Raw genomic sequence first — 20597 nt, 5'->3', positions numbered from 1 at the left:
GGCGAAAAGATCCGCCAAGCACGCCGCGAGGGCCTGGCCCAGGCACGCACCGACCGCATCAGCTATCGTCAGAACCTGAAGGAAACCCAACCATGAACGCGCACCGCTCCATGCTGGGTATAAAAAACCGCGAACGCCGCATTAACTCAGACACACCTCAGCCGGCGCGCGGGACGGATCAGTTCCAAGACAAGCTCTTCGGCTATCGGTCACCTATACAGTCACACGCGCCGTCGACGAGACCCCCTCATCATCAACATCACCTGACCGTGCAGCAGTCCTGAGCGTTACCGGGCACCCTGAGCGTGGCGGTCCAGCCAGCGGGGGCTGACACGAAGAGCAGGCCGACGAGCAGGTTTGCGGTCCCCAGCCAGAAGACCAGCCGCAGCCTCGCCTCGACCGTGCGCACGCGGCGGCGCAACGCGATGAGTCCGGCGAGGAACGAGACGTTGATCGCCGCGACCGCCACGGGAAGAAGACCGGCCGCCACGGCGACGACCCCGACGGGGTTCGAAACCGCTGCGAGCGGGCCGACGGGCGCGAGTAAACCCGGGATGAGCGCGACGAGGAGCGCGGCCGACGCGCACGTTACAAGCGCCACCGGTCTGCGACGGCGGGTGCCCGTCCGAACAGAGGAAGTACACGAGCACCATCGCTGCCAGGTGCGCCGCGAGAGCGGCAGTCACGGGCTGCCAGCGTCGGAAAGTCGACAACAGCTAGCGCGACCTCCTCCGACTGAGCGGGATTCAGCTTGCAAGGGTCTCCACGAGATCGTCGAGGTATGCGCTGTAGTCGACGTCGCTGACGGCTTGCAGAACCGGCAGGTGTTCCCAGGCGTGGTGGTTGCGACGGTCGACGACCGTCATGCCCAGGGTGATCTCACCGGCGGTCTCCACGGCACACCGGACACGCTCGGTTGTGAACCACTCGGGATTGGTCAGGGCCGCGATCGCCATCGAGTCGATCAAGGCACAGTAGCTCTGGTAATTGCGCGCACGTACGAAGTCGACTGTGGTCGCAGCGAAGCGCGCTTCGGGCCGGTCGCTGTTCTTAAGTACGTCGAGCCGGCGCTCGTCCAGGTTGACGTCGGGGTGGGTCGCCGTGTCGAGGCCGACCGCGGTCAGGTCGAATCCGGCGGCGAAGACCTCGGCCGCCGCACCAGGGTCGACGTACACGTTCCATTCGCTGACGGGGTTGTCGCCGGTGGCCTGCGTCCATGCGTATGGAGTGAAGCCGTAGGAGCCGGCGATTGCGGTGACGCGCCGAACCTTCTGCGGCAGATCCGAGTCGATCCGAAGGGCGAGAGCGAGGTTGGTGAGCGGCCCTAGGGCCGCGATGCTCACCTCGCCCGGCTGGTCGTTCACGACGTCCACGATCAGCTGAGCGGCATCACGAGGATCGAGGTCCACAGTCGGCTCGGGGAGACCTGTGTTGGCCAGTCCGTCGTCGCCGTGAGAGAACGGGTCGTCGGGATACTCACGCGAGAGCGGTTGCAGCGGCCCTTGCGCGACCGGGATATCGGTGGCGTCCATGAGCTCGAGGATCTTGCGGGCGTTGGCGGATGTGCGGTCGGCCGGAAGGTTGCCCGTCACCGCCGTCAGGGCAAGTACCTCGACGTCGGCGTGCTTGAGGGCGGAGATGATCGCAACGGCGTCGTCCAGGCCGGGATCGCAGTCGATGAGCAGTTTCATTGCGTGGGCTGTCCTTTGATCGTGAGGTCCGTGATGGTGGGCAGAGATGAGATGGCGCCGGGCCGGGTGACCGTCACGGCGCTGACGAGGTTGGCGTGGGCCATGGCCTGTTGAAGCGGCGCGCCCTTGCCGAGCTCCACGGCAAGGGCTCCGCAGAACGCGTCGCCGGCAGCGGTCGTGTCGACGGCGGCGACGGGACGGGCCGGCTCGTGCCACCATCGCCCATCCGACTCGTGCGCGATGCTGCCTTGCACGCCGAGCGTGACGATCACCGTGCCGCGACAGCCGGTGTGTGCAGCGGCGATTGCGGCCTGCGCCGGATTCGCTGGAATCTCGCCACGGGTGACCGCCGCAAGCTCCGTCTCATTCACGATCAGCACGTCAGTGAGATCCAAGAGCTCGCTCGGCAGCCGGGCGGCCGGGGCGGCGTTGAGGATGCGAATCCCCTCCGCTAACTGAAATGCCGTCACGACCGCCTCGATCGGCACCTCGAGCTGCGCAAGCACCACGCGAGAATCGCGAATCGCCTGGCCTGCCGCGGATACGTCGGTGGGGGATAGGGCCGCGTTGGCTCCCGGGCTCACCAGTATCCGGTTCTGCCCTGAGTCCTCCAGGAGGACGACGGCCAGACCGCTCTTGTGCTGGGAATCCACGCTGACGCGCTGCCGGTCGACCAACTCCTGGTCGAACAGGTCGAGGTACCGCCGACCGGCGTCGTCGTCCCCTACACGCGCGACCATGGCGACTGCAGCGTTGAGGCGGGCGGCGGCCACGGCCTGATTACCACCCTTGCCGCCCAACCCCTGCTCGTGGCCATGAACGAGCGTGGTCTCGCCCCCGACGGGAACGGTCGGTACCCGGACGATGAGGTCGCCGTTGAGGCTGCCGACGACGGTGACGTCGGGCTTCATCGATCCGACCCCGCAGTGGTGACGAGGAAGCCGTCCGCGAGCATTGTTCCAGTGGTGATCAGGAAGCCGGCACCACCGCTTCGCAAGGCGCGCGGAGAATCGTCTTCCGCCGCGAGCACCCGGGAGCCGTCTACCGTGCACGTCAGCCGGTTCCCTTGACAGGTCAGCGCTACGGCGACAGGGGAGTCCTCCGTGTAAGGAAGATCGACACGTGCGAGGACATGCGTGACGTCGTGATCGCGGCGGATGAGCGTCAGCTTGCTCCAGTCGTCGAGGACTGCAGCGTAGTAGTTGCGGTGTCCCCGGGCCCTGGCCACGATCCCTCCCCGCTCATGCGGGTTGAAGACGAGAGTTGAAGAGACCGTGTAGTCATCCCAGTCCCGGGTGCCGACGGTTGCGATACCTGTGCCTTCGGGGTGAGAGACGGAGTACGTATAACGAAAATCCGGTTCGAAGTTCGTTGCCGAGCTCACCCATTGGCGCAGCGCCTCCGGCTCGAGATCCCAGATCGAGGTCAACAGGACTCCGGACTGTCGATAGCGACTCGGGGCTCCCGTCCAGTCGAGGTGTTCGACCACCACCTCGCCGTCGAAACGGCGTGCGGCCGTGATCCGTAGCCCTACCCTCATGATCGGATTCGGACCGACGTCCGGAACGGTCCACACCAGATCGTGCCCGGTAGTGTCGACGATGGCGGGCGGGGAGGCGGTCATGGCCAGCTCACCGCTCGAATCCTCGGCGAGAACGTACAGGCTCACCGTGAGGTTCTCCCGATACTCTGCCGCCCGTACCCGGGCACGTATCGTCTGTCCGGGGTAGAGCGTCGGGCTGGCGAGGGTGGAGAAGTTGTCGCCCGCCTTCGGGCGCTCGAGGAAGGTCGGCGTCGACACCGCCGCGGCCGCCCCAGGACCGGTCCCTCGAACATCCAGATTGAGGCCGGGACCCGCATTGCCCGTCACAACGGAGCTATAGGGGGAGGAGACGTAGGGGCAGCGAACGAATCCCTGGACAGAGCCGGGCAGGGAGAATGAGAACCGGCGAGGCCGTGGCGCAGGCTCCTGCCCGTCGAGAACCCGCCTCCCGGCATCCACGGCGAGCGTCTCGCGGACGGCGTCGGTGATGCACTCGCCGCCGTCGGCCGTGACGACGAGCATCTGGTCGGCCACAGGCCCACGCAGATCGGCCTCGGCATCGACACCGGACAGACCGAGGCGGATTCCGTCGATCGCACCGACGACTCCCGCATTCGAGTCGGTGTCCCACCCGGCGGACGCCGCTATAGAGACCGCCCGGTGGAAACTGTCGCCCCCGAGGAGCAACGCGGCGAGCACCGCCGCGCTGTTCGTCGTGAGAGGGCACGGACCTGTGAAGACCGAGTACCCGTACCGCTGTTCGATCCGCTGACGGACCGCCCTCCAATCGTCCGTTCCGGCGCACCACCGACGCACATCCTCGACGATTCGAAGCAGTGTCGTATCAGTCAGCTCGTTCGCAGCCATCGTGACGAGAACATCGAGACTGCGCTCCGTGTATGCGAGCGCTTCCATCGCTGCGACGAAGCCGGCGGCCTCAACGGCAACGCCGTCATGGCTGACGCTCGCTGCGGCCCGCGCAAGGGCGGCGGCCCGCTCCGGATCTCCGGGGGACGTCATGGCGAACGCATCCACGAAGATCTGCGCACCCACCTGCACCGGGAGGGTCCTGCCATTGCGCTCGAACGACCCGCTCTGCGGTGCGGGAATCCCGGCGGCGAGATTGAGATAGGCGGTGTGCTCCGTCGATCGTCCCCGCCCTCCCCACCAGAGGATCGTCTTGTCCTCGATGATGTAGTTGAGCCAGGTCTGCCCGATCTGCTGCGCTGAAGGGCCGCCGGCCCGACCATGGTCGACCACGGCACGAGCGAAGGCGAAGCTACCGGAGATGTCGTCGTCCGCGGTCACGACCGGGATGCCGAGCTCATGGTTGACATAGTGGGTCAATGTGCCGAACCGGTGCTCGATATCCTCCACGGGCCAGCCCTCGACGGGCCGCCCCAGGTAGACACCGATGATCTTTCCGAGAATTCCCGCGTACGTTCGCAGGAGGTAATCCTGAGGAGGCATATTCATCCCTTCACCGAGCCGCTCACGAAACCGTCGACGAACTTTCGCTGTGCGATGAGGAAAAATGCGATGATCGGGATAATGAGGAGCGCCGCGCCTGCCATCAGGACGCCTTGGTCGACCGCGAACGTGCCGGTCAGCGACAAGAAGCCCAGCGTCGCAGTGTAACTGCCGGGATCCTGAAGGAACGTCACGGAGATGAGGTACTCGTTCCAGGCCATCAGCCCGACGACGATACCGACGGTGATCAACCCCGGACTCACAGCTGGCATGAGGATATGCCGGAGCACCTGGCCGGTGTTGGCGCCGTCCATGGCAGCTGCTTCGGGCAACTCCGCGGGGATGCGAAGGAAGAACGTGCGCAGGAGGAGGACCGACAACGGCATATTGATCGCGGCGATGACGACTCCCACGGCGAACACATTGCTCAGCAGGCCGAGCTGGGCGAAGGCGGCGTAGAGGGGGAAGAGGAACAGTTGGATCGGTACCGTCATGGCCATCATGAGATAGATCATGACTCCACCAGCGATCTTGATCTTCCGGGCGGCGAGCACGAAGGCGGCGGGTGTTGCCGTTACGAGTACGGTCACGATCGTCGTGCCGCTGAGAAGAATGCTGTTAACGAAGCCCCGGCCGAAGTTGCCGTAGGTCCACGCCTCGAGGAAGTTCGCCCAGTCGATCTTCTCAGGTAGTGCGAGCGGATTGCGCACAACCTCAGGTGCGTCTTTCAGGGCGTTCAGGAGGACGAGGGCGATCGGGAAGAGCGCGATGATCGCGAGCGCAGCCAGGATGATATGTCCCGGAGTCGCCCGCAATGCGCGGCGAGCAGCGCGGTTGTTCATACGTCCATGCCCCTTCTACTCAGACGGGTGTACAAGACTGCGGCGACAAGGCCGAAGAGGCCCATCACGATCCCGACGGCTGCGGCCTTACCGAATTGGAAGGTGGCGAACGCCATGCTGTACGCCACAGTGCTGAGGATCTCCGTGGAGTTCGCCGGCCCGCCTTGGGTCATCAGGAAGATGTAGTCGAAGGTGAGGAAGGAGAAGATCGTGATCATCACGAACATCAGCTGCAGCGTCGGTTTGATGCTCGGCAGATATACGTACCGGAACACCTGCCAGGAGTTCGCGCCTTCGAGTTGGGCTGCCTCGACCTGATCGATCGGAGTCTGCCGGAGAGCCGCGAGATAGACCACGAGCAGGAAGCCCCAGTAGTGCCACATGTCTACGGCGGCTACCGCATAGATGGCCCAGTCGGTGCTCGCCAACGGTGAATCGATGCCGATGCCGTGCTTGTTGAGGAAGCCTACGATCCCAGAGATCGGGCTGTAGATCATGTTGAGCCACACGATGGCATTCGTGATGGCAGCCATGACGTAGGGCAGCAGGAAGATCACCTGATAGAGAGCCCGCGTGCGTGGTCTCTTCAGGAGCAACATGGCCACGCCGAGGCCGAGCACTACGGGAATGCTGACGAAGAGGAGCGTCCAGATGATGTTGTTCTTGAGTGCGGTGCGGAAGACGGGATCGGTGAAGAGCTCGACGTAGTTGTCGAGGCCGACGAATGCCGGCGAGGTGCTCACGCCGTCCCAGTCGGTGAGCGACGTCGCCGCCGTGAAGATGCCCGGCAGGAGCACGATCGCCATCGAGAGCAGGATCGCGGGCGCGAGGAGGAGGTAATGGGTGAGATGGGAATGGCGCCGTCGTCGGGGGAGTGCGGCGCGCGGCGCCACCGCTCCCGAAGCGGCCGCCGCTGCTACACGGGAAGGCTCTGCCATGGCTGGTCCTTCACTATCGGATGGGCGGGTAGCGGAGCTGGGCTCCGCCACCCGTGTGCATATCGGTCAAGGGGCCGGGATCGGCGGCACCGCTCCGGCCTCGAACTCCTTTGCGAAGGTCTGCTCGACCCCTTCCATGAAGGAGTCCGCATCCACCTTTCCTGCCCACACCGTGTCGATGTCGACGAGAGCCTGCTGCGTCTGGGGCGGGAAGAACGTGCCCGTGAAGTAGCCGAAGCGGCCGTCCTCAACGGCTGGCATGATCTCGTTGATCGCCTCCGCGAACGCTACCGACAGGCCGTCATAGCTTGAGGGATCGAGTTCGACGCCGACGAGCGGCACCGCCCAGTAGCCGGGCCACACGCCGCTCATCTCCGTCATGAAGTCCTCGGTCATCATCATGTCGATGACGGCTGCCGCCGCATCCGGGTGCTTGCTCGCCGCGTTGATGGAGAACGACGCTGTCGTGCCCAGGGTGAACAACGGCGAGTCGAGGCCTTCACCGGCTGTCGGGAAGGGCATGAAGCCGAGGTCCTCGACATTGCCCGCGTCCTCGTTGAAGAACTCCGCCGCGAATTGGAAGGCGAGCGTCGGACCGATGAAGAACGGAGACTGCCCGTCCGCCAGGAGCTGCATCGACTCGAGGAAGTTCAGGTTGGTGTACTGACCGCCACCGAGATACCCGTTCTGGTACCACTCAGCGCTCATCGCGACGGCGTCGACGAACGCGTCATCGGTCCACGGCTTCTCGCCGGTGAGCGCCTTGTACAGCGCATCGGGGCCGGCGACGGCGGTGAGGAACATCGACGCGTAGTTCTCGTTCACTGGTTGCCACCCCTTGTTGCCGGTGACAGAGGGATAGAGTCCCGCATCCTTGGCAGCGGCCAACGCCTTCTCGAACGACGCCAGGTCGGTCGGTACGGCCACTCCGAGTTCGTCGAGGACCGCCGTGTTGTAGAACACCCCGACCGTGTTGATCGAGTTGGCGACCGCATAAAGACTGCCGTCGACGGTTCCCGACTCGTAGATCGGGGGAAGGATCCGGTCCTGCCAACCGTATTCCTCGGAGTAATCATCGAGGTCGACGAGCTTGCCAGCCTGAGCATAGGGCGAGACGAAGGATGGGCCGGAGCCGTAGACGATATCTGGCCCCTCGCCAGCCGAGAGCGCGGTCTGGACGTTGCTGTCGACCCGCTCGTTGAACGTGACGGTCAGCGTGAACTCGTCTTGGGACTCGTTGTAGGCATCGATGAGGTTCTCTTCGAGCGCGGCGCGCTGGTTCGGCGTCGCACCCCAGAACCACATCTCGATGTTCTCGCGCCCGTCCGCTCCAGCGCTTGTGCCGTCGCCCGACCCGCCGCAGGCGGCCAGCAGGGCGCTGGCCGCGCCGATCGCGGCGAGCTTCGTGAACGTACGTCGGATTGTCATGTTGGTACTCCTCGTTGAGTCGTGCCCGGCCCGCGGCCGTGGCTGTGGTTCCGCGCATGGGGGCATGCCCGGACGGAGTCCCGTGTCAGCCGACGGGGACCTGGATGTGGCGTGCCGACATGTCGACCTGTCCGCCACGGAAGAACGGCCGGTCCCAACCCGTGGCGAGGACCGCCGAGTAGTCGGCGCCGATCACGCCTCCGAGGACCTGCCGAGACCAGCCGGTGAGCGTGGTGTACTCCGCCAACCGCACCTGCACGACCTGCTGGCCGTTGCGGGCGAGTGCGTCGCCGAGTGCCGTGGCTCTTTCAGAGACGGCATCGCCCGCGAGCATGAGGGCGAGATGCTGCTGCGGTCCGAGGAAGTAGTCGACGTGACCGACCTCCTCCACGCCCGTGGTGCGAGCGGTCAGGCCGGTGGCCTCGATGAGCTTGAGCATCCAGAACTCCCCGGCGCCGTGCGCGTCGGCGGTCGTCGCAATCGTCATTCCACGCGGCTTGGGGCCGCTGGCGCTGTACAGCCGGCCGATCCCGCCGTGAGCGTTCGCCCAATCGGACGCGACCTGGACCAGATCGATCCGGTCGCCTACCAGCGCGGCCACGGCGGCCGAGTGGACGGCGTAGCCCACCGCGGGGATGTCCTCCGTGTGATCGAAAGCGGGAACGATCACGACGTCGTCGGCGAGCTCGGCCAGCGGGGAGGCCGCATTGGTCGTCACGGCAATGACCGGCAGACCAGCATCTTTCGCGATCTGAGCCGCCCGGATGGTGGCGCCGGTCTTGCCCGACCACGACAGCGGAACGACGACGTCCACCCCCTGTGGCGCCCCGCCACCCCAAGCGACGTCGCCGGCCGAGAGGACGCGATGGCCGAGTTGTTCTGCCGGTCGCGCGGCGGCCAGTGAGTCGCCACATCCGAGGAAGGCCGCGCGGCGGCCGCCCAGTGGCGTGACGTCCGGGATATCGAGGCGAGAGAGAATCGCGGCTTGGGGATGGTGGTTCATGTCAGTCCTCCTTGTGGACGTGGACAGCGTGCAGGTCTGCGTCGGAAACCGCCGGTCCGGCGGCAAGAGCGGTCGCGCCGGGCGCGGCGAGTGTGCGGGAGACGACCGCCGTCGCGACGACAACGGCGTCGATCATGGCTTGCGCATCGCGGAGGTCGGAGAGGGCGGCCGTGAACGCCCCTGCGTGAGAATCCCCGGCACCCGTCGTGTCGACGACCTCGACAGGTGCCGGCACAACGCGCCACGACCCGCCCTGAGCCGGTAGGACAAGGGAACCCTCCGCATCGAGACGGGCGACCACGGTCCGGCCGGTTCGGCGGCGTAGCTCGTGCGCGCCAGCAACGGGATCGGGAAGCAGCTGTGAGAGCTGCACCCGGCTGGGCATGAAGACGTCGGTCGTCGAGGTGAGCTCCGCGAAGTACTCCCACCCTCGGGTGGCAACCACCCGCTGGTCAGGGTCGACAACAACCACAGCGGGGCGGGCGGCATCGTCGAGTCCACCGCCTGGTGAGCTGCGCAATAGCGCAGCGGTGTCTCGGCGCGTGCCGGCGGATCGGGTCTCAACGGGCGAATGCTCTCGTTCGTCCAGCTCGTGAGTCGGCGGGGTGGTGGACAGCACGCGGCGCCCCTCGGGCGCGTTCAGGATCCAGACGCGTGATATGGCGCCGTTCGTGCAAGCGCTCAGGTCGATTCCCGCATCGGTGAGGATCTGCCGGATATCGGCCTCCGCAGACGGCAGGTCGGCACGCAGGCGCACGCGTGTGCGGGTACCGAGCCGCCCGTCCACGACCTCACTAGCACGGGCGGCGCCAAGCGCTCCGTACAGACCCGGGCCACCGGCCTGGTCGTACGCCGGCGCGCAACCGACCGTGACCAGGTGGTCGCGGCTGACTCCGGCCTGTACCTCCACAATCCTCATACGTGGCCGCCGCGGTGGGAAGGCAGCCACATCGTGCCGCCGGCCGTATCACGCTCAGCGTCCATACGGTATAGACGTGCCATCCCTGCGAGGGCGACGTCCATCGCGGCCGTATGGCCGGCTCCGGCGGCGAACCTCTCGCCGGTCGTGATGTTGTCCGCGACGGAGCAGACGGAACCGCCGCGCAGCCCGTAGAGGGCGGCGAGCGTGACGATCGCCGCAGACTCGCGATCACCGTTGAGTACTCCCGCCCGTGACCATGAGTCAACGACGTCCAGCTGAGAGGCGGGAAGGAAACCCCGAGCGCCGGGCCTGCCGCCACCGACGTAGTCCGAGTCGGTCGATCGAGTCAGCCCGATGTGGTGCCTGATCGTGAGATCCGATGCAGCCTGAGCCAGCGCGAGCACGACCTCGGGCGCCGACGCGGCCGGATATGACGACGGAACATACGCGGTTGTCATGCCTTCGTCGCGCACCACGCCAGTCGTCACAACGAGATCGCCGGGACGCACGGACGGGTGCATGCCGCCGGAGCCGCCGACTCGCACGAACGTGTCGGCGTTCGTGTGCTCGAACAACTCCATGAGGGCGAGTTCGGCCTCGGGTCCCCCCGAGCCTCCGCTGAGGATGGAGATCGGCGCACCGTCGTAGGTGCCGCTGTACGTCGTGAACATCCCCGAGCGACCGACCAGGTCGACATCGTCGAGACGTGCGGCAAACTGAGCGGCGGGGTCGTCGTCATAGGCGCACAGGGGATCGCGTACGAGGAGGAGTACATACCGTCCCACCCGTGTCGGATCGACCTGCGTGAGTGCAGGGCGGCCATCGATCTTCAGGCCGTCTGCGGGGACGTTGTCGCGATAGGCGTAGCGCGCAAGGATGTCCCGGTTGTCATGGGGAATCCCGGCTCTGCGGGCGGCGTTCATGATTATTCCTCCTTTGGACCTGCTCGTCTCAGGAAGCGTCCGGCGTCACCTTGACGAAGAATTGGCGTTTACGCGGGCCGTCGAATTCGAGGAAGTAGACCTTCTGGGAGTGGCCCACGAGGACTCGGCCCTCGGTGACGATGAGCGTCAACGTGGGGCCGACCATGGTCGACTTCACATGCCCGGCGGCGTCTTGCGGAGTGTCGTGCTCATGCTTGAAGGTGATCCGTGCTGGAATGAGACGTTCGAACTCGTCCATGACATCCTCAAGGCCGAGGGGGTCGTGATACGAGATGATTCCGAGCGCCGCGGTCGTGTGCGGAGCGACGATCGTGACAAGCCCTTCGGTCACACCGCTGGAGACGACGGCTTCATCGATCTGGTCCTGGATGTTGTACGCGTGGTTGCCCTCGGTGTGGAGCGGGAAACGGACGGGAGTAGCCATGTGTGATCCTTCGGTGGTGTAGGTCAGAGAACGAGGGCTGAGTCACGGGTCGTCGCACCCCCGGCGCAGTCGGCCCACTGACCGACCGCGCCGCGCCCAGGCGTTTCGCCGGTGGCGTCCATGAGATGGGCAGCGAGGCTGCCAACGATGGCCGCCTCGACGACCGGCGCGAACTCCTCCCGCACCGGCGGAAGGGCAACGGATGCAGCGGCGCCAGGGACATCACCGATCGCCAGCCACGGACGCCGCAGATTGGTCAGCAGTGGTGCGACCTCGGCCGCCCGGCCGGCCGCAGCCGAGCCGGGGGCGGAGATCAGGACCGTCCCGATCTGCTCGGCGGCCCGCTCGAAGTAGTTGAGGTGGACGAACTCCTCGAGGTCGATGTGGGACGACTGCTTGCCCGTCGCCTCGAGCACCTTGGCACTTCCGAACGCGGCGCTCGCCAGCGCTGGTCCCGCGCCCAGGAACTCGACGCCTTGGAGCCCCGCCCAGGCGGCCGCCAGTTCACGCAGAGGGCCGTCCGCGTTGACGAGGGTTCGTTCGACTACGTCGCCCAGAGCCGCGAGTTCGCCGCGGAGGTCTTGCGCGTGATCCATCGTGATCCGCCCGCGGACTTCCGCGAAACGGATGGCGAAGAGGTTGAGTGTCAGCACCGCCATGACATAGCTGCGCATCCCCGGTGCCGATGGATATTCAGGAGCGGAGACGTTGACGGTCACATCAGAGGTCTGGCCGAGTCGAGAACCGCTGTCACCGGTGAGACCGACGACGTATCCGCCAACGCTCTTGGCGCGCTGTGCGGCTTCGACGACGCGCGCGACCGCACCGGAATTCGAAGTCGCCAGCACCATGGGCGTGTGCGGGTATTGGTTGTCGTACGCGCCGAGGAGATACCGCGAGGCATGGAGAGACGTGGCGGCGATGCACGGTACGCCCACGAATGTGCGGAATGTCTGTTCAGCCGCGGACCCGGCGATGGCCGAGTCGCCAGAACCGGTGAGGATGATATGCCGGATCGCATGTTGCACACGCGTGGGGACGATCTTGCGCAGCTCGTCCTCTAGCCGCCACGTCTCGGTGCGAACGAGTTCGGGGAGACTGGCGACCTGGTTGTGCAGGGCGTTCGGAGTTGTCACAGAGGGAATCCGTTCTGTTGCTGGGTGGATACGGTGATGCTTGTCGCCACGGCGGCGGCCTCGCGACGTAATGCGTCGTCTACCGGTGGTGGACCGAACTGACGAATTGTGAGGGCGGAGGCAGCCATCGCACGCCGCAGAGCCGCGTCGAGATCTCGATCCGAGCGGGCCCAGGAGGAGACGAACGCGCCGGAGAATGCGTTGCCCGCGCCGGTCGGATCCACAACAGGGCCCGCCGGCGGACCGGCACGGAGGATGTGATCGCCGTAGATCGCCATAGCCCCTTCGGCACCGAGACGAAGTGCGATGACGGGAGCGATGCCACGCAGCGTCGCCATTGCACGTGCCAGATCGTCGGTACCGCTCAGACGGAGCGCTTCGGTCCGGTTGATGGAGAGGATGTCGACCTGTGCGGCCTGCCGCCGTACCTCAACGAGCCGTTCACGGGTACAAGCGCCCGCGTGGATCTCCCAGAGAACACTGCATCCGGTGCGCCGCCGCAGGTCGCTCACGCCGGCGAAGAGTGGGGGATTGAGGGCGTCGAAGAGATAGATGGAGGAGAGCTCGACGTCGTCCGGGAGCATCGAGAGCCTGGGATCCAGGCGTGTGAAATGCTCCAGGCCGAAGGCCGGTGCCTCCTCACGCTCACCGTTGTCGAAGTACTGGATGCGGGTTCGCGGTGTGTGAGGGTCGAGTGCGACGAGCCCGCGAGCGTCCACGCCCGCGCGGTCGAGATCTCTGCGTGCGCTCTCCGGAAAGTCTTCGCCGATCCCGGAGACCAGAACAGGGCTGGGTGTCACGAGGGCTTGCCCAAGGACGGCATACGCACCTGCTCCACCAAGCGTGTCTGGGAGGAGCATGCCGTCGGCCAACCGAACCTCGTCGATCACGACGTGACCGAGAGTGACATCGCTGCGATCCATCGGCTGCCTCCTTGAAGTTGTATGCTATGCAATACCACTCAGGTACTCTTGTCAAGAGCACCAACATCGGGAGGTTGAGACAGTGCCCGCCTGGCACAGTGGTACGACAGCGACGATGCGGAGGAGAAATGGCAACACCAGTCGAGCGACGCTCGCCGGTCGCGCGGTGGGGGCAGATCGCCCGAGAGCTACGACGCCAGATCGAGCAAAGGGCTCTTGCGCCAAGCCAACAGCTTCCGAGCGAGAACGACCTCGCCGACACCTTCCACGTCAGTCGGATCACTATCCGGCAGGCGCTCGCCTCGCTCGCCGAGGACGGGTATGTTGAGCGGAGACACGGCGTGGGAACATTCGTCTCGGACTCGTTCCGCCTGGTTCAACACGACCTGGCGATCGCGCAGCCCTGGCAACAGCGAGTGTCTGCGCAGTCGGCCCGTTCGGAAGAGGTTCCGACCTCTCGCCGTCAGGCGCCGCCTCGGGCACTGCTCTCTGATCTGGGTGTCGAGAGCGAAAACGTCGGTACGCGCTACTTCAGGCGGCTACAGATCGTGAACGAGACGCCGATCGGCCTGACGGAGTCCTGGTTGGCGCCCCAGATTGCGCGCGGCATTGAGGATGCCCCCTTGCTTCAGGGATCGTTGTCGAGAACCCTCGACACGGCGTATGGGATCCGGCCCGACCTTGTGCACAGCTACCTGCATGCTGAGAGTGCGTCCGCAGAGCTTGCTGACGCACTGCGCTGCTACCCGGATATGGCTCTCATCGTTGTAGGTGAACTTGCGCTTGCTGGCAACGGTGCCGTCATCAGCTGCTCGCGGACCCGCTGGCTGGGAAGCCGCGTGCGGTTTCATCACGAGCACCACCAGGATCGGCGCGCCTAGGGCCGGTGATTCAAGTGTGGAGCTGCTGGTCGGGGTTGAGCTGCGCTCGGCGTCTGAATTCAGTAGATCTCGGCGCGGTGACCGAGGTCGATGGCTACGATGATGAGGGCGTGGTCGCGAATCTCTACGATCACCCGGTAGTCACCGATACGGTAGCGCCAATAGCCGGCCAGGCTGGCTGTCAGTCCTTTTCCGCGGGAACGTGGGTCTTCGAGACTGCAGACCTCATCGAGGTAGGTCTTGACCCTGCGCAGCACGGTCCTGTCCAGCTTCCGCGCAGCCTTCTCGAACTGCGGGGATATCTCGAGGTGCCAGTGGCTCACACGCCCAGCTCATCCCAGAGCTCCTGCGCCGACCGGGACCGCTTGCCCGATGCCTCCCACGTGTGCACGGCTTCGTCGGCCCAATAGAGCTCCTCCAGGTCCGCCAGGTGGGCGCGGACTGCCTGACGCACATAGAAGGTCTTCGAGCGGCCGGTACGTGCTGCGAGCGCGTCGAGGCGAGCCTCTTCCTCTGCGGTGAGTCGTATAGACAGCGGCATGCCATCACCTCCTGCGATACACGTATCGTAGCAAGCGAGGCGCGTTCCGGCAGAGTCTGAAACTAGACGATGCGGCAGTTGAACCGCCTGATGCCCTTGGTGCGGACGATCGGCTCACGGTCCCAGCCCGAGAACGGCGGCCATCCGTCCGGGTACTGTTCGATCGCGTCGATCGCGTCGATCGCGTCGATCGCGTCGATCGCCAGGGCCACCTGCTCGAACAGAGCGTGGCCAAGTCCCGGCTCGATCTGCTCATAGCGTTGCGCGGCATCGAACAGCTCGGCACCCGCGTCGGGATGCTCGGGGTGCCTATCGGTCACCGCGCGGGCGGGGGTACATGGCGACGAACCTGGCGCGCGTGGCCTCGAACGACCCCAGCTGGACCCGACCCTCGATCACATCATCGAGGCGTCCGGCGACCTCGGTGCGCCACGCGGCGTCGATCTCATCTTGTGATGTCTCGGCGGGAGCACCGTCGAGACTCAGCAGGCCCATGTGGATGACGGCGGCACGCTCCTCGGGAGCGAGCGCGAGCAACGCCCGCTCGACCTCTGCGACTTCCGGTGCCATCTGTCGAGTGTACAGCGGCGTGCCGACACGCCAGAGAATCCTGCGGAAGGTCACAGGTTCGGACCGACATGAATCCCGCGGCCGATCGCCCCGCCGGGCGTGAGCGGTCGCCCGGCCTCACACGGGAGCGCCCGCCTCGCCCGCCTCCACTACATCGACACCGGCGGCCGTGATCCACGCCCGGGTCTCGGCCGGCAGGGCGCCGGTGATCAATGCGTCGACCGACCCGCTCGGGCTCACGGTGAACGTGGCCGAGGTGTTGAGCTTGTCGGGCGTGGCTACGGCGATCGTGCGGCGCGCGGAGGCGAGCATGGCCCGCTTGGTCTCGGCGTCCTGGGTGGAGGTCGAGGTGAGGCCGGAGTGCTCGTCCCAGGCGCACACACCCAGGATCGCGAGGTCGGCGCGGAAGTCGAGCACGTCCTGCACGGCGCGGTGGCCGAACCAGGTGAGGTCGTCGCCATCGAGCGGGCCGCCGGGGGTGATGATTCGGGCGCCCGGGCGTTCCCCCGCGGCGGCGGCCGCGGGCACCGAGAGCACGAGCGCGGTCACGTCCCTCCCGGCGAGCGCCCCGGCCACGGCCGCTGCCGTGGTGCCGGCGTCGACGATGATGCTCGACCCGTCGGGCACGAGCTCGGCCGCGGCCCGGGCGATCGCCTGCTTGAGGCCGACCTGACTCTCGAGGCGGAGCGCGAAGGGCGGGCGGGCCCCGCGTGCGGGCAGGCTCACGGCGCCCCCGTGGACGCGCCGGAGCACGCCCTGGCGTTCGAGCTCGCCCAGGTCGCGCCGGATCGTCATCGCCGAGGCGCCCGTGGCCGCCACCAGATCGCTCACGCGCACGCCGGCGGGGGAACGCACAGCGGTCATGATCGTTTTGAGGCGGTTCGCACGTTGCACGTGTTCGATTCCACCGCAACAGTGCTCGACGTGCAATCCACACCCCGCCGCGCCCGGATCGCGACGATCGTCGCGTTCGCCACGAACGGCGCCCTGCCCGCGACCCTGCTCGCCCGCTACGCCGAGGTCAAGACCGCCCTGTCCCTCGACGCGGCCGCCTTCGGCCTCGTGGTCGTCGGCTTCACCCTCGGGGCGGCGGCCTCCTTCCACCTTCCCGGGGTGATCCTGCGCCGGCTCGGAATCCGCCGCACGGCCGCGCTCGGCACCGCCTGGATCGCCCTCGCGCTCCTCGCGGCCGCCGCCGGGGTCGCTCACGGCAGCGTGTGGATCTTCCTCGGCGGCCTCGCCCTGGCGGGATTCGGGGACGCCGTGGTCGACGTCGCCCAGAACGCCCAGGGCCTGCTCGTGCAGCAGGCGTACCGGCGCTCGCTGCTCTCCTCGATGCACGCCGGCTGGAGCGTCGGCGCGGCGCTCGGCGGCATCGCCGGCACCGTGGCAGCCTCCCTCGGCGTGCCGCTGCCGGTCCACCTCGCCGCGTGGGGCGCCGCCGCCGTCGTCGCCATGGGAGTCTCCGCCCGCTCCTTCCTGCCCGAGCCGGCCGCCGCGCCTCCCGGCCGACAGCCGACAGGGCCCGCCGAGCCCGCCATGCCCGCCGACCCCATCGAGTCCACGGCACACGCCCGACCCGCCCGGATCGACGCCCGCGCCCTGCGGCTCCTGGCCCCGCTCGCCCTCGTGGCGCTCGCGGGCTTCGCGGTCGAGGACGTCGGCAACAACTGGTCGGCGGTCCTGCTCGCCACCGAGCGTGGCGTGCCGACCGCCGCGGCCGGAATCGGCCTGAGCGTCCTGCTCGTGGCCCAGTTCGCCGGCCGGCTGCTCGGTGACCGGTTCATCGACCGGGCCGGGCGCCGGGCCGCCCTGGTTACGAGCCTGAGCGCGGTCGCCGCCGGCCTCGTCGCCGCCGCCTGGGCCCCCTGGGCACCCGCCACGATCGCGGGCTTCGCGCTCGCCGGCGCCGGCTGCGCGATCACGGTGCCGCTCGCGTTCGCCGGCGCCGACGCGGTTCCGGGCCTGCGTCCGCATGCGGGGGTCACGTTGGTCAGCTGGACCATGCGCGCCGGCGCCGTCGGACTCAGCCCCGCGATCGGCCAGGTGGCCACGCTCGTCTCGCTCCCGGCCGCGATCTCCGCCGTCGCGCTCCTCGCCGTGGCCGCCCTGCTCCTGCACGCCCGTGGCGCCCGCGCCCCCCACGCTGATAGAGTACGAGGAGTTTCGTAAGGGAGGAGCAGGCCCGCATGAACGCCCCGGCCGAAAGCCCCGTCGCCTGCCTCGACGCCGTCCGGGCGGCCGACCTGCCCCTCGTGGGCGGCAAGGCCGCCAACCTCGGAGAGCTGCTCCACGCCGGTCTTCCCGTGCCGCCGGGCTTCGTCGTCACGACGGCCGCCTACGCACGCGCCGCCACCCGCGCCGGGCTCGACGACCTGCTCGCCGACCCCGCCATCGCCCCCGCCACCCTCCGGGTCGCGATCGAGACGGCGCAGGTCCCCGCCGACCTGCGCGAGGCCGTCACCGGTGCCTATCGCGCGCTCGGACCCGACGCGGCCGTCGCCGTGCGCTCGAGCGCCACCGCCGAGGACCTGCCCGGCGCCGCCTTCGCGGGCCAACAGGACACCTATCTCAACGTCGTCGGCGCGGGCGCGGTGGTCGACGCCGTGCGCCGCTGCTGGGCCTCGCTGTGGACCGACCGCGCGATCGCCTACCGTCGCGACCGCTCGATCGACCCCGCCGACGTGCGCATCGCCGTCGTCGTCCAGGTCATGGTCGAGGCCGACCTCGCCGGTGTCATGTTCACCGCGGATCCCGTGAGCGGCGCGCGCGACCGCCTCCTCGTCGACGCCGGCGCCGGCCTCGGCGAGGCGGTCGTCTCCGGGCTCGTCACCCCCGACCACTACGTGCTCGACCCGCGCGGGCGCCTGCTCGAGTGGACCCCCGGCCGCGGCGAGGTGATCGTGCGCGCGTCCGCCGGCGGCGGCGTCGTCCGCGACGAGCACGCGGACGGCGCCCCCGGCTCACCCCTGCTCACGCGCGCGGCCCTCGCCGGCCTCGCCGCCCACGCCCGCACGATCGCGGGCCACTTCGGCCGCCCGCAGGACATCGAGTGGGCCATCGCCGGATCCGACGCGTGGATCCTGCAGGCCCGCCCCATGACGGCGCTGCCGCCCCCGTCGGTGCCGCTCAACCGCCGGCAGCGGCTGCAGGGCGCCATCCTCACCGAGTACCTGCCGCAGCGGCCCTACCCGATGGACGTGACGACCCTCGTGGCGCGCGGGCCCGCGGCGATGATGGCCGAGATCGGCCGGGAGTACGGCATCGCCGGCCTGTTCGCGGACGTCCTGCGCGAGGAGGAGGGCGTCGCCGTCGCGATCGTGCCCCCGAGCGTCCACCCCACGCCCCGCACGCTCGCGAGCATCGGCGCGGTCGCCCGCCGCATCCGCCGATACCGGCCCGCGGACTGGGCCCGCGACCCCCGACACGTGGACTACCTGGCCGAGGTCGCGGCCCTCGAGGCCCTCGACCTCGCCGCGCTGCCGTGGGCCGGGCTCATCGGGGCGGGTGAACGCGCCCTCACCGCGCAGGACTACTGCCGCGACCTGCGCATCGACTACCTGCCCGGCGCCGCCGCCGCATTCGTGCGCGTGACGCTCGCGGTGACCCTGCTCGGGCGGCGCGCGCTCCTCGCGGAGCTGCTCGGCGGCGTCCGTACGCGCACCGAGGATTCCAATCGCGCGCTCGCGCGGCTTGCGGACGACGTCCGCGCCGATCCGCGGCTGCGCTCGCTTCTCGAGGGCGCACCCGGCGTGAACGTGCCGGCCGCGCTCGAGCGGGACGGCCGCTTCGAGGACTTCCGCGCCGGCCTCGAGGCGTTCCTGCGCGAATACGGCCGCCGGGAGACCGCCTCGCCGCTGCTGATCAGCCCGCCGACGCTGGCTGAATCGCCCGAGATCGTGCTCGGCATGATCACCTCCCTCGCCGGCCGGCCACCGGCCGCGGGGGAGGCGGTCTCCCGCTCGGCCGAGGCGCTGCGGCGACTGCTCGACCACCCGCTGCTGCGCCGCAGCCCGCGCCGGCGGGAGCGGATGCGCCGCCGCGTGCAGGCCGCGCGCGACGGGGTCGCGTTCCGGGAGGACACCCACTTCTACTTCACCGCCGCGCTGCCGACCCTGCGCCGCGTCGTCCTCGAGCTCGGGCGCCGCCTCCACGCATCGGGACTGCTCGACGATCCCGCCGACGTGTTCCAGCTGCGCTGGGAGGAGGTGGGAGCGATCGCCGAGCCGGACGCGATCGATCCCGCGCGGTCCGACGAGCTGCGGGAGGAGGTCCGCCGGCGCGCCGCCAAGCGGGCCGAGCTCGCCGGGGTGCCGATGATCGACCCGCGCCGGGTCTTCCCCGCGGCGGCCACCGGCGACGCGCTCGTGACCGGCACCCCGGCGGGCTCGGGCACCGCGACCGGGACCGCCCGGATCATCCGCGGCGCCGACGACTTCGACCGGCTCGGCGAGGGCGAGATCCTCGTGTGCCCCTACACGAACCCGGCGTGGACGCCGCTGTTCCAGCGCGCCGCGGCCGTCGTGGTCGACACCGGCTCCACCGCCTCCCACGCGGCGATCGTGGCCCGCGAGTACGGACTCCCCGCCGTCATGGGAACCGGATCCGGCACGGCCGTGATCGCCGACGGCCAGCTGGTCACCGTCGACGGCACCCGCGGACGGGTGATCGGATCAGACCCGCGATGACGACCGCCGACCACCGCACGAGCCCCCGCCGGCGCGGGGACGTGCTCGTGCGCGCGATCCTCGCCGCCACGCTCGCCGAACTGCGCGAGCGGGGGTACGCGGCCCTGACCATGGACGCCGTCGCCCGGCGCGCCGGGGCGAGCAAGGCCTCCCTCTACCGGCGCTGGGACTCCCGCGCCGCGCTCGTCATGGACGCCGTCTACGAGCTGGCACCCTCACCCGGCCAGGTGCCCGACACCGGCGACCTGCGCGGCGACCTGCTCGCCGCGCTGCGCCAGAGCGCCGCCGTCCTCGAGGGGCCGGCCGGGGCCGCGCTGCGGGGCATGCTCGCCGAGGCGCTGCCCGAACCCGGCCGGGCCCGCGAGTTGCGCGCCCGCTCGCGTGGCACGAACCGGGCGCTCATGGCCGAGGTGCTCCGTCGCGCCGTCGAACGGGGCGAGATCCCCCCGGGTGCCGTGACCGGGCCCCGGCTCGAGGTGGGGGCGGCGATGCTGCGCAACCACTACCTGTTCCACAACGAGCCCCTGGGCGAGGACGTGCTCATCGGCATGGTCGACGACGTGCTGCTGCCGCTCTGCCGCGCCGGGCCGCACCGGCCCCCGCCGCCCTCACCGGACTCGCAGCCCCGGCCGGCTCGGCCCGGCGTAGGCTGA

Annotated in this window: 22 protein-coding genes; 4 read left to right on the top strand and 18 right to left on the bottom strand. The window is 68.5% G+C overall.

The features are described from left to right. Positions 1–259: 259 nt before the first annotated feature. The 13 genes from GCG21_RS11835 to GCG21_RS11775 all read right to left on the bottom strand — a co-directional run bounded on the left by GCG21_RS11835 (position 260) and on the right by GCG21_RS11775 (position 13264). Positions 260–601, bottom strand: coding sequence for a hypothetical protein (locus GCG21_RS11835; protein ID WP_152909887.1), 342 nt, complete (start codon positions 599–601; stop codon positions 260–262). 145 nt (positions 602–746) lie between these two features. After that, complete coding sequence (locus GCG21_RS11830; RefSeq protein WP_152909886.1) at positions 747–1691, bottom strand: nucleoside hydrolase; 945 nt, start codon at positions 1689–1691, stop codon at positions 747–749. Beyond that, complete coding sequence (locus GCG21_RS11825) at positions 1688–2602, bottom strand: ribokinase (protein ID WP_152909885.1); 915 nt, start codon at positions 2600–2602, stop codon at positions 1688–1690. The genes GCG21_RS11830 and GCG21_RS11825 overlap by 4 nt, the downstream gene beginning before the upstream one ends. After that, positions 2599–4704: an ADP-ribosylglycohydrolase family protein gene (locus GCG21_RS11820; RefSeq protein ID WP_194165065.1), complete on the bottom strand. Its 2106-nt coding sequence runs from the start codon at positions 4702–4704 to the stop codon at positions 2599–2601. Before GCG21_RS11820 ends, GCG21_RS11825 begins: the two co-directional genes overlap by 4 nt. Positions 4705–4706: 2 nt before the next feature. Beyond that, the gene (locus GCG21_RS11815; protein WP_152909883.1) at positions 4707–5546 is read right to left on the bottom strand and encodes a carbohydrate ABC transporter permease; all 840 of its coding nucleotides are present in this window, start codon (positions 5544–5546) and stop codon (positions 4707–4709) included. Further along, on the bottom strand, positions 5543–6484 hold the full coding sequence (locus GCG21_RS11810) for a carbohydrate ABC transporter permease (protein WP_152909882.1): 942 nt from the start codon (positions 6482–6484) through the stop codon (positions 5543–5545). Before GCG21_RS11810 ends, GCG21_RS11815 begins: the two co-directional genes overlap by 4 nt. Positions 6485–6550: 66 nt before the next feature. Then, a complete protein-coding gene (locus GCG21_RS11805; protein ID WP_152909881.1) occupies positions 6551–7978 on the bottom strand; it encodes an ABC transporter substrate-binding protein in 1428 nt (475 codons plus the stop codon). A gap of 19 nt (positions 7979–7997) precedes the next feature. Further along, positions 7998–8915, bottom strand: a complete 918-nt coding sequence (locus tag GCG21_RS11800; RefSeq protein WP_152909880.1) for an SIS domain-containing protein — start codon at positions 8913–8915, stop codon at positions 7998–8000. Position 8916: 1 nt separating this feature from the next. After that, on the bottom strand, positions 8917–9702 hold the full coding sequence (locus GCG21_RS11795) for a carbohydrate kinase family protein (RefSeq protein ID WP_194165064.1): 786 nt from the start codon (positions 9700–9702) through the stop codon (positions 8917–8919). A gap of 128 nt (positions 9703–9830) precedes the next feature. After that, the gene (locus tag GCG21_RS11790) at positions 9831–10760 is read right to left on the bottom strand and encodes a nucleoside phosphorylase (protein ID WP_152909878.1); all 930 of its coding nucleotides are present in this window, start codon (positions 10758–10760) and stop codon (positions 9831–9833) included. A 28-nt stretch (positions 10761–10788) separates the two neighbouring features. Beyond that, positions 10789–11205: a secondary thiamine-phosphate synthase enzyme YjbQ gene (locus tag GCG21_RS11785; RefSeq protein WP_152909877.1), complete on the bottom strand. Its 417-nt coding sequence runs from the start codon at positions 11203–11205 to the stop codon at positions 10789–10791. 23 nt (positions 11206–11228) lie between these two features. Continuing rightward, the gene (locus GCG21_RS16300; protein WP_194165063.1) at positions 11229–12341 is read right to left on the bottom strand and encodes an SIS domain-containing protein; all 1113 of its coding nucleotides are present in this window, start codon (positions 12339–12341) and stop codon (positions 11229–11231) included. Continuing rightward, positions 12338–13264, bottom strand: a complete 927-nt coding sequence (locus GCG21_RS11775) for a carbohydrate kinase family protein (protein WP_152909876.1) — start codon at positions 13262–13264, stop codon at positions 12338–12340. Before GCG21_RS11775 ends, GCG21_RS16300 begins: the two co-directional genes overlap by 4 nt. Positions 13265–13392: 128 nt before the next feature. On the opposite strand from GCG21_RS11775, the gene GCG21_RS11770 reads away from it, so the two are divergent. Then, positions 13393–14145 (top strand): GntR family transcriptional regulator, encoded by a 753-nt coding sequence (locus tag GCG21_RS11770; RefSeq protein ID WP_194165062.1) that lies wholly within the window; start codon positions 13393–13395, stop codon positions 14143–14145. Between the two features lie 59 nt (positions 14146–14204). Here GCG21_RS11770 and GCG21_RS11765 read toward each other — a convergent pair whose 3' ends face one another. The 5 genes from GCG21_RS11765 to GCG21_RS11745 form a co-directional block, all read right to left on the bottom strand. Next, positions 14205–14468, bottom strand: a complete 264-nt coding sequence (locus GCG21_RS11765) for a type II toxin-antitoxin system RelE/ParE family toxin (RefSeq protein ID WP_370517481.1) — start codon at positions 14466–14468, stop codon at positions 14205–14207. Beyond that, on the bottom strand, positions 14465–14686 hold the full coding sequence (locus tag GCG21_RS11760; RefSeq protein ID WP_152909874.1) for a TraY domain-containing protein: 222 nt from the start codon (positions 14684–14686) through the stop codon (positions 14465–14467). The genes GCG21_RS11765 and GCG21_RS11760 overlap by 4 nt, the downstream gene beginning before the upstream one ends. Before the next feature lie 62 nt (positions 14687–14748). Then, positions 14749–15006 (bottom strand): hypothetical protein, encoded by a 258-nt coding sequence (locus tag GCG21_RS11755; RefSeq protein WP_152909873.1) that lies wholly within the window; start codon positions 15004–15006, stop codon positions 14749–14751. Next, on the bottom strand, positions 14996–15256 hold the full coding sequence (locus GCG21_RS11750) for an addiction module protein (protein WP_152909872.1): 261 nt from the start codon (positions 15254–15256) through the stop codon (positions 14996–14998). The genes GCG21_RS11755 and GCG21_RS11750 overlap by 11 nt, the downstream gene beginning before the upstream one ends. Before the next feature lie 117 nt (positions 15257–15373). Further along, positions 15374–16150 (bottom strand): DeoR/GlpR family DNA-binding transcription regulator, encoded by a 777-nt coding sequence (locus tag GCG21_RS11745; RefSeq protein ID WP_370517480.1) that lies wholly within the window; start codon positions 16148–16150, stop codon positions 15374–15376. Here GCG21_RS11745 and GCG21_RS11740 point away from each other — a divergent pair, their 5' ends adjacent. From GCG21_RS11740 to GCG21_RS11730, 3 genes are read left to right on the top strand one after another with little or no spacing between them, the layout of a single operon-like run. Further along, positions 16151–17428, top strand: a complete 1278-nt coding sequence (locus GCG21_RS11740) for an MFS transporter (protein WP_194165061.1) — start codon at positions 16151–16153, stop codon at positions 17426–17428. A gap of 17 nt (positions 17429–17445) precedes the next feature. Continuing rightward, positions 17446–19944, top strand: a complete 2499-nt coding sequence (locus GCG21_RS11735; protein WP_152909869.1) for a PEP/pyruvate-binding domain-containing protein — start codon at positions 17446–17448, stop codon at positions 19942–19944. After that, positions 19941–20597, top strand: coding sequence for a TetR/AcrR family transcriptional regulator (locus GCG21_RS11730; protein ID WP_152909868.1), 657 nt, complete (start codon positions 19941–19943; stop codon positions 20595–20597). Before GCG21_RS11735 ends, GCG21_RS11730 begins: the two co-directional genes overlap by 4 nt.

The organism is Pseudactinotalea sp. HY160 (assembly GCF_009372055.1).
Classification (GTDB): Bacteria; Actinomycetota; Actinomycetes; order Actinomycetales; family Beutenbergiaceae; genus HY158.
Note: the sequence above shows the minus strand (reverse complement) of the source record. Positions and strands in the feature narration are given on the sequence as shown.

What these genes read in the sequence shown, in the direction of transcription:
- GCG21_RS11825 (WP_152909885.1), bottom strand. Translation starts at nt 2,602, where the DNA reads ATGAAGCCCGACGTCACCGTCGTCGGCAGCCTCAACGGCGACCTCATC.
- GCG21_RS11785 (WP_152909877.1), bottom strand. Translation starts at nt 11,205, where the DNA reads ATGGCTACTCCCGTCCGTTTCCCGCTCCACACCGAGGGCAACCACGCG.
- GCG21_RS11730 (WP_152909868.1), top strand. Translation starts at nt 19,941, where the DNA reads ATGACGACCGCCGACCACCGCACGAGCCCCCGCCGGCGCGGGGACGTG.
- GCG21_RS11830 (WP_152909886.1), bottom strand. Translation starts at nt 1,691, where the DNA reads ATGAAACTGCTCATCGACTGCGATCCCGGCCTGGACGACGCCGTTGCG.
- GCG21_RS11750 (WP_152909872.1), bottom strand. Translation starts at nt 15,256, where the DNA reads ATGGCACCGGAAGTCGCAGAGGTCGAGCGGGCGTTGCTCGCGCTCGCT.
- GCG21_RS11810 (WP_152909882.1), bottom strand. Translation starts at nt 6,484, where the DNA reads ATGGCAGAGCCTTCCCGTGTAGCAGCGGCGGCCGCTTCGGGAGCGGTG.
- GCG21_RS11815 (WP_152909883.1), bottom strand. Translation starts at nt 5,546, where the DNA reads ATGAACAACCGCGCTGCTCGCCGCGCATTGCGGGCGACTCCGGGACAT.
- GCG21_RS11760 (WP_152909874.1), bottom strand. Translation starts at nt 14,686, where the DNA reads ATGCCGCTGTCTATACGACTCACCGCAGAGGAAGAGGCTCGCCTCGAC.
- GCG21_RS11805 (WP_152909881.1), bottom strand. Translation starts at nt 7,978, where the DNA reads ATGCCCCCATGCGCGGAACCACAGCCACGGCCGCGGGCCGGGCACGAC.
- GCG21_RS11800 (WP_152909880.1), bottom strand. Translation starts at nt 8,915, where the DNA reads ATGAACCACCATCCCCAAGCCGCGATTCTCTCTCGCCTCGATATCCCG.
- GCG21_RS11820 (WP_194165065.1), bottom strand. Translation starts at nt 4,704, where the DNA reads ATGCCTCCTCAGGATTACCTCCTGCGAACGTACGCGGGAATTCTCGGA.
- GCG21_RS11770 (WP_194165062.1), top strand. Translation starts at nt 13,393, where the DNA reads ATGGCAACACCAGTCGAGCGACGCTCGCCGGTCGCGCGGTGGGGGCAG.
- GCG21_RS11790 (WP_152909878.1), bottom strand. Translation starts at nt 10,760, where the DNA reads ATGAACGCCGCCCGCAGAGCCGGGATTCCCCATGACAACCGGGACATC.
- GCG21_RS11775 (WP_152909876.1), bottom strand. Translation starts at nt 13,264, where the DNA reads ATGGATCGCAGCGATGTCACTCTCGGTCACGTCGTGATCGACGAGGTT.
- GCG21_RS11735 (WP_152909869.1), top strand. Translation starts at nt 17,446, where the DNA reads ATGAACGCCCCGGCCGAAAGCCCCGTCGCCTGCCTCGACGCCGTCCGG.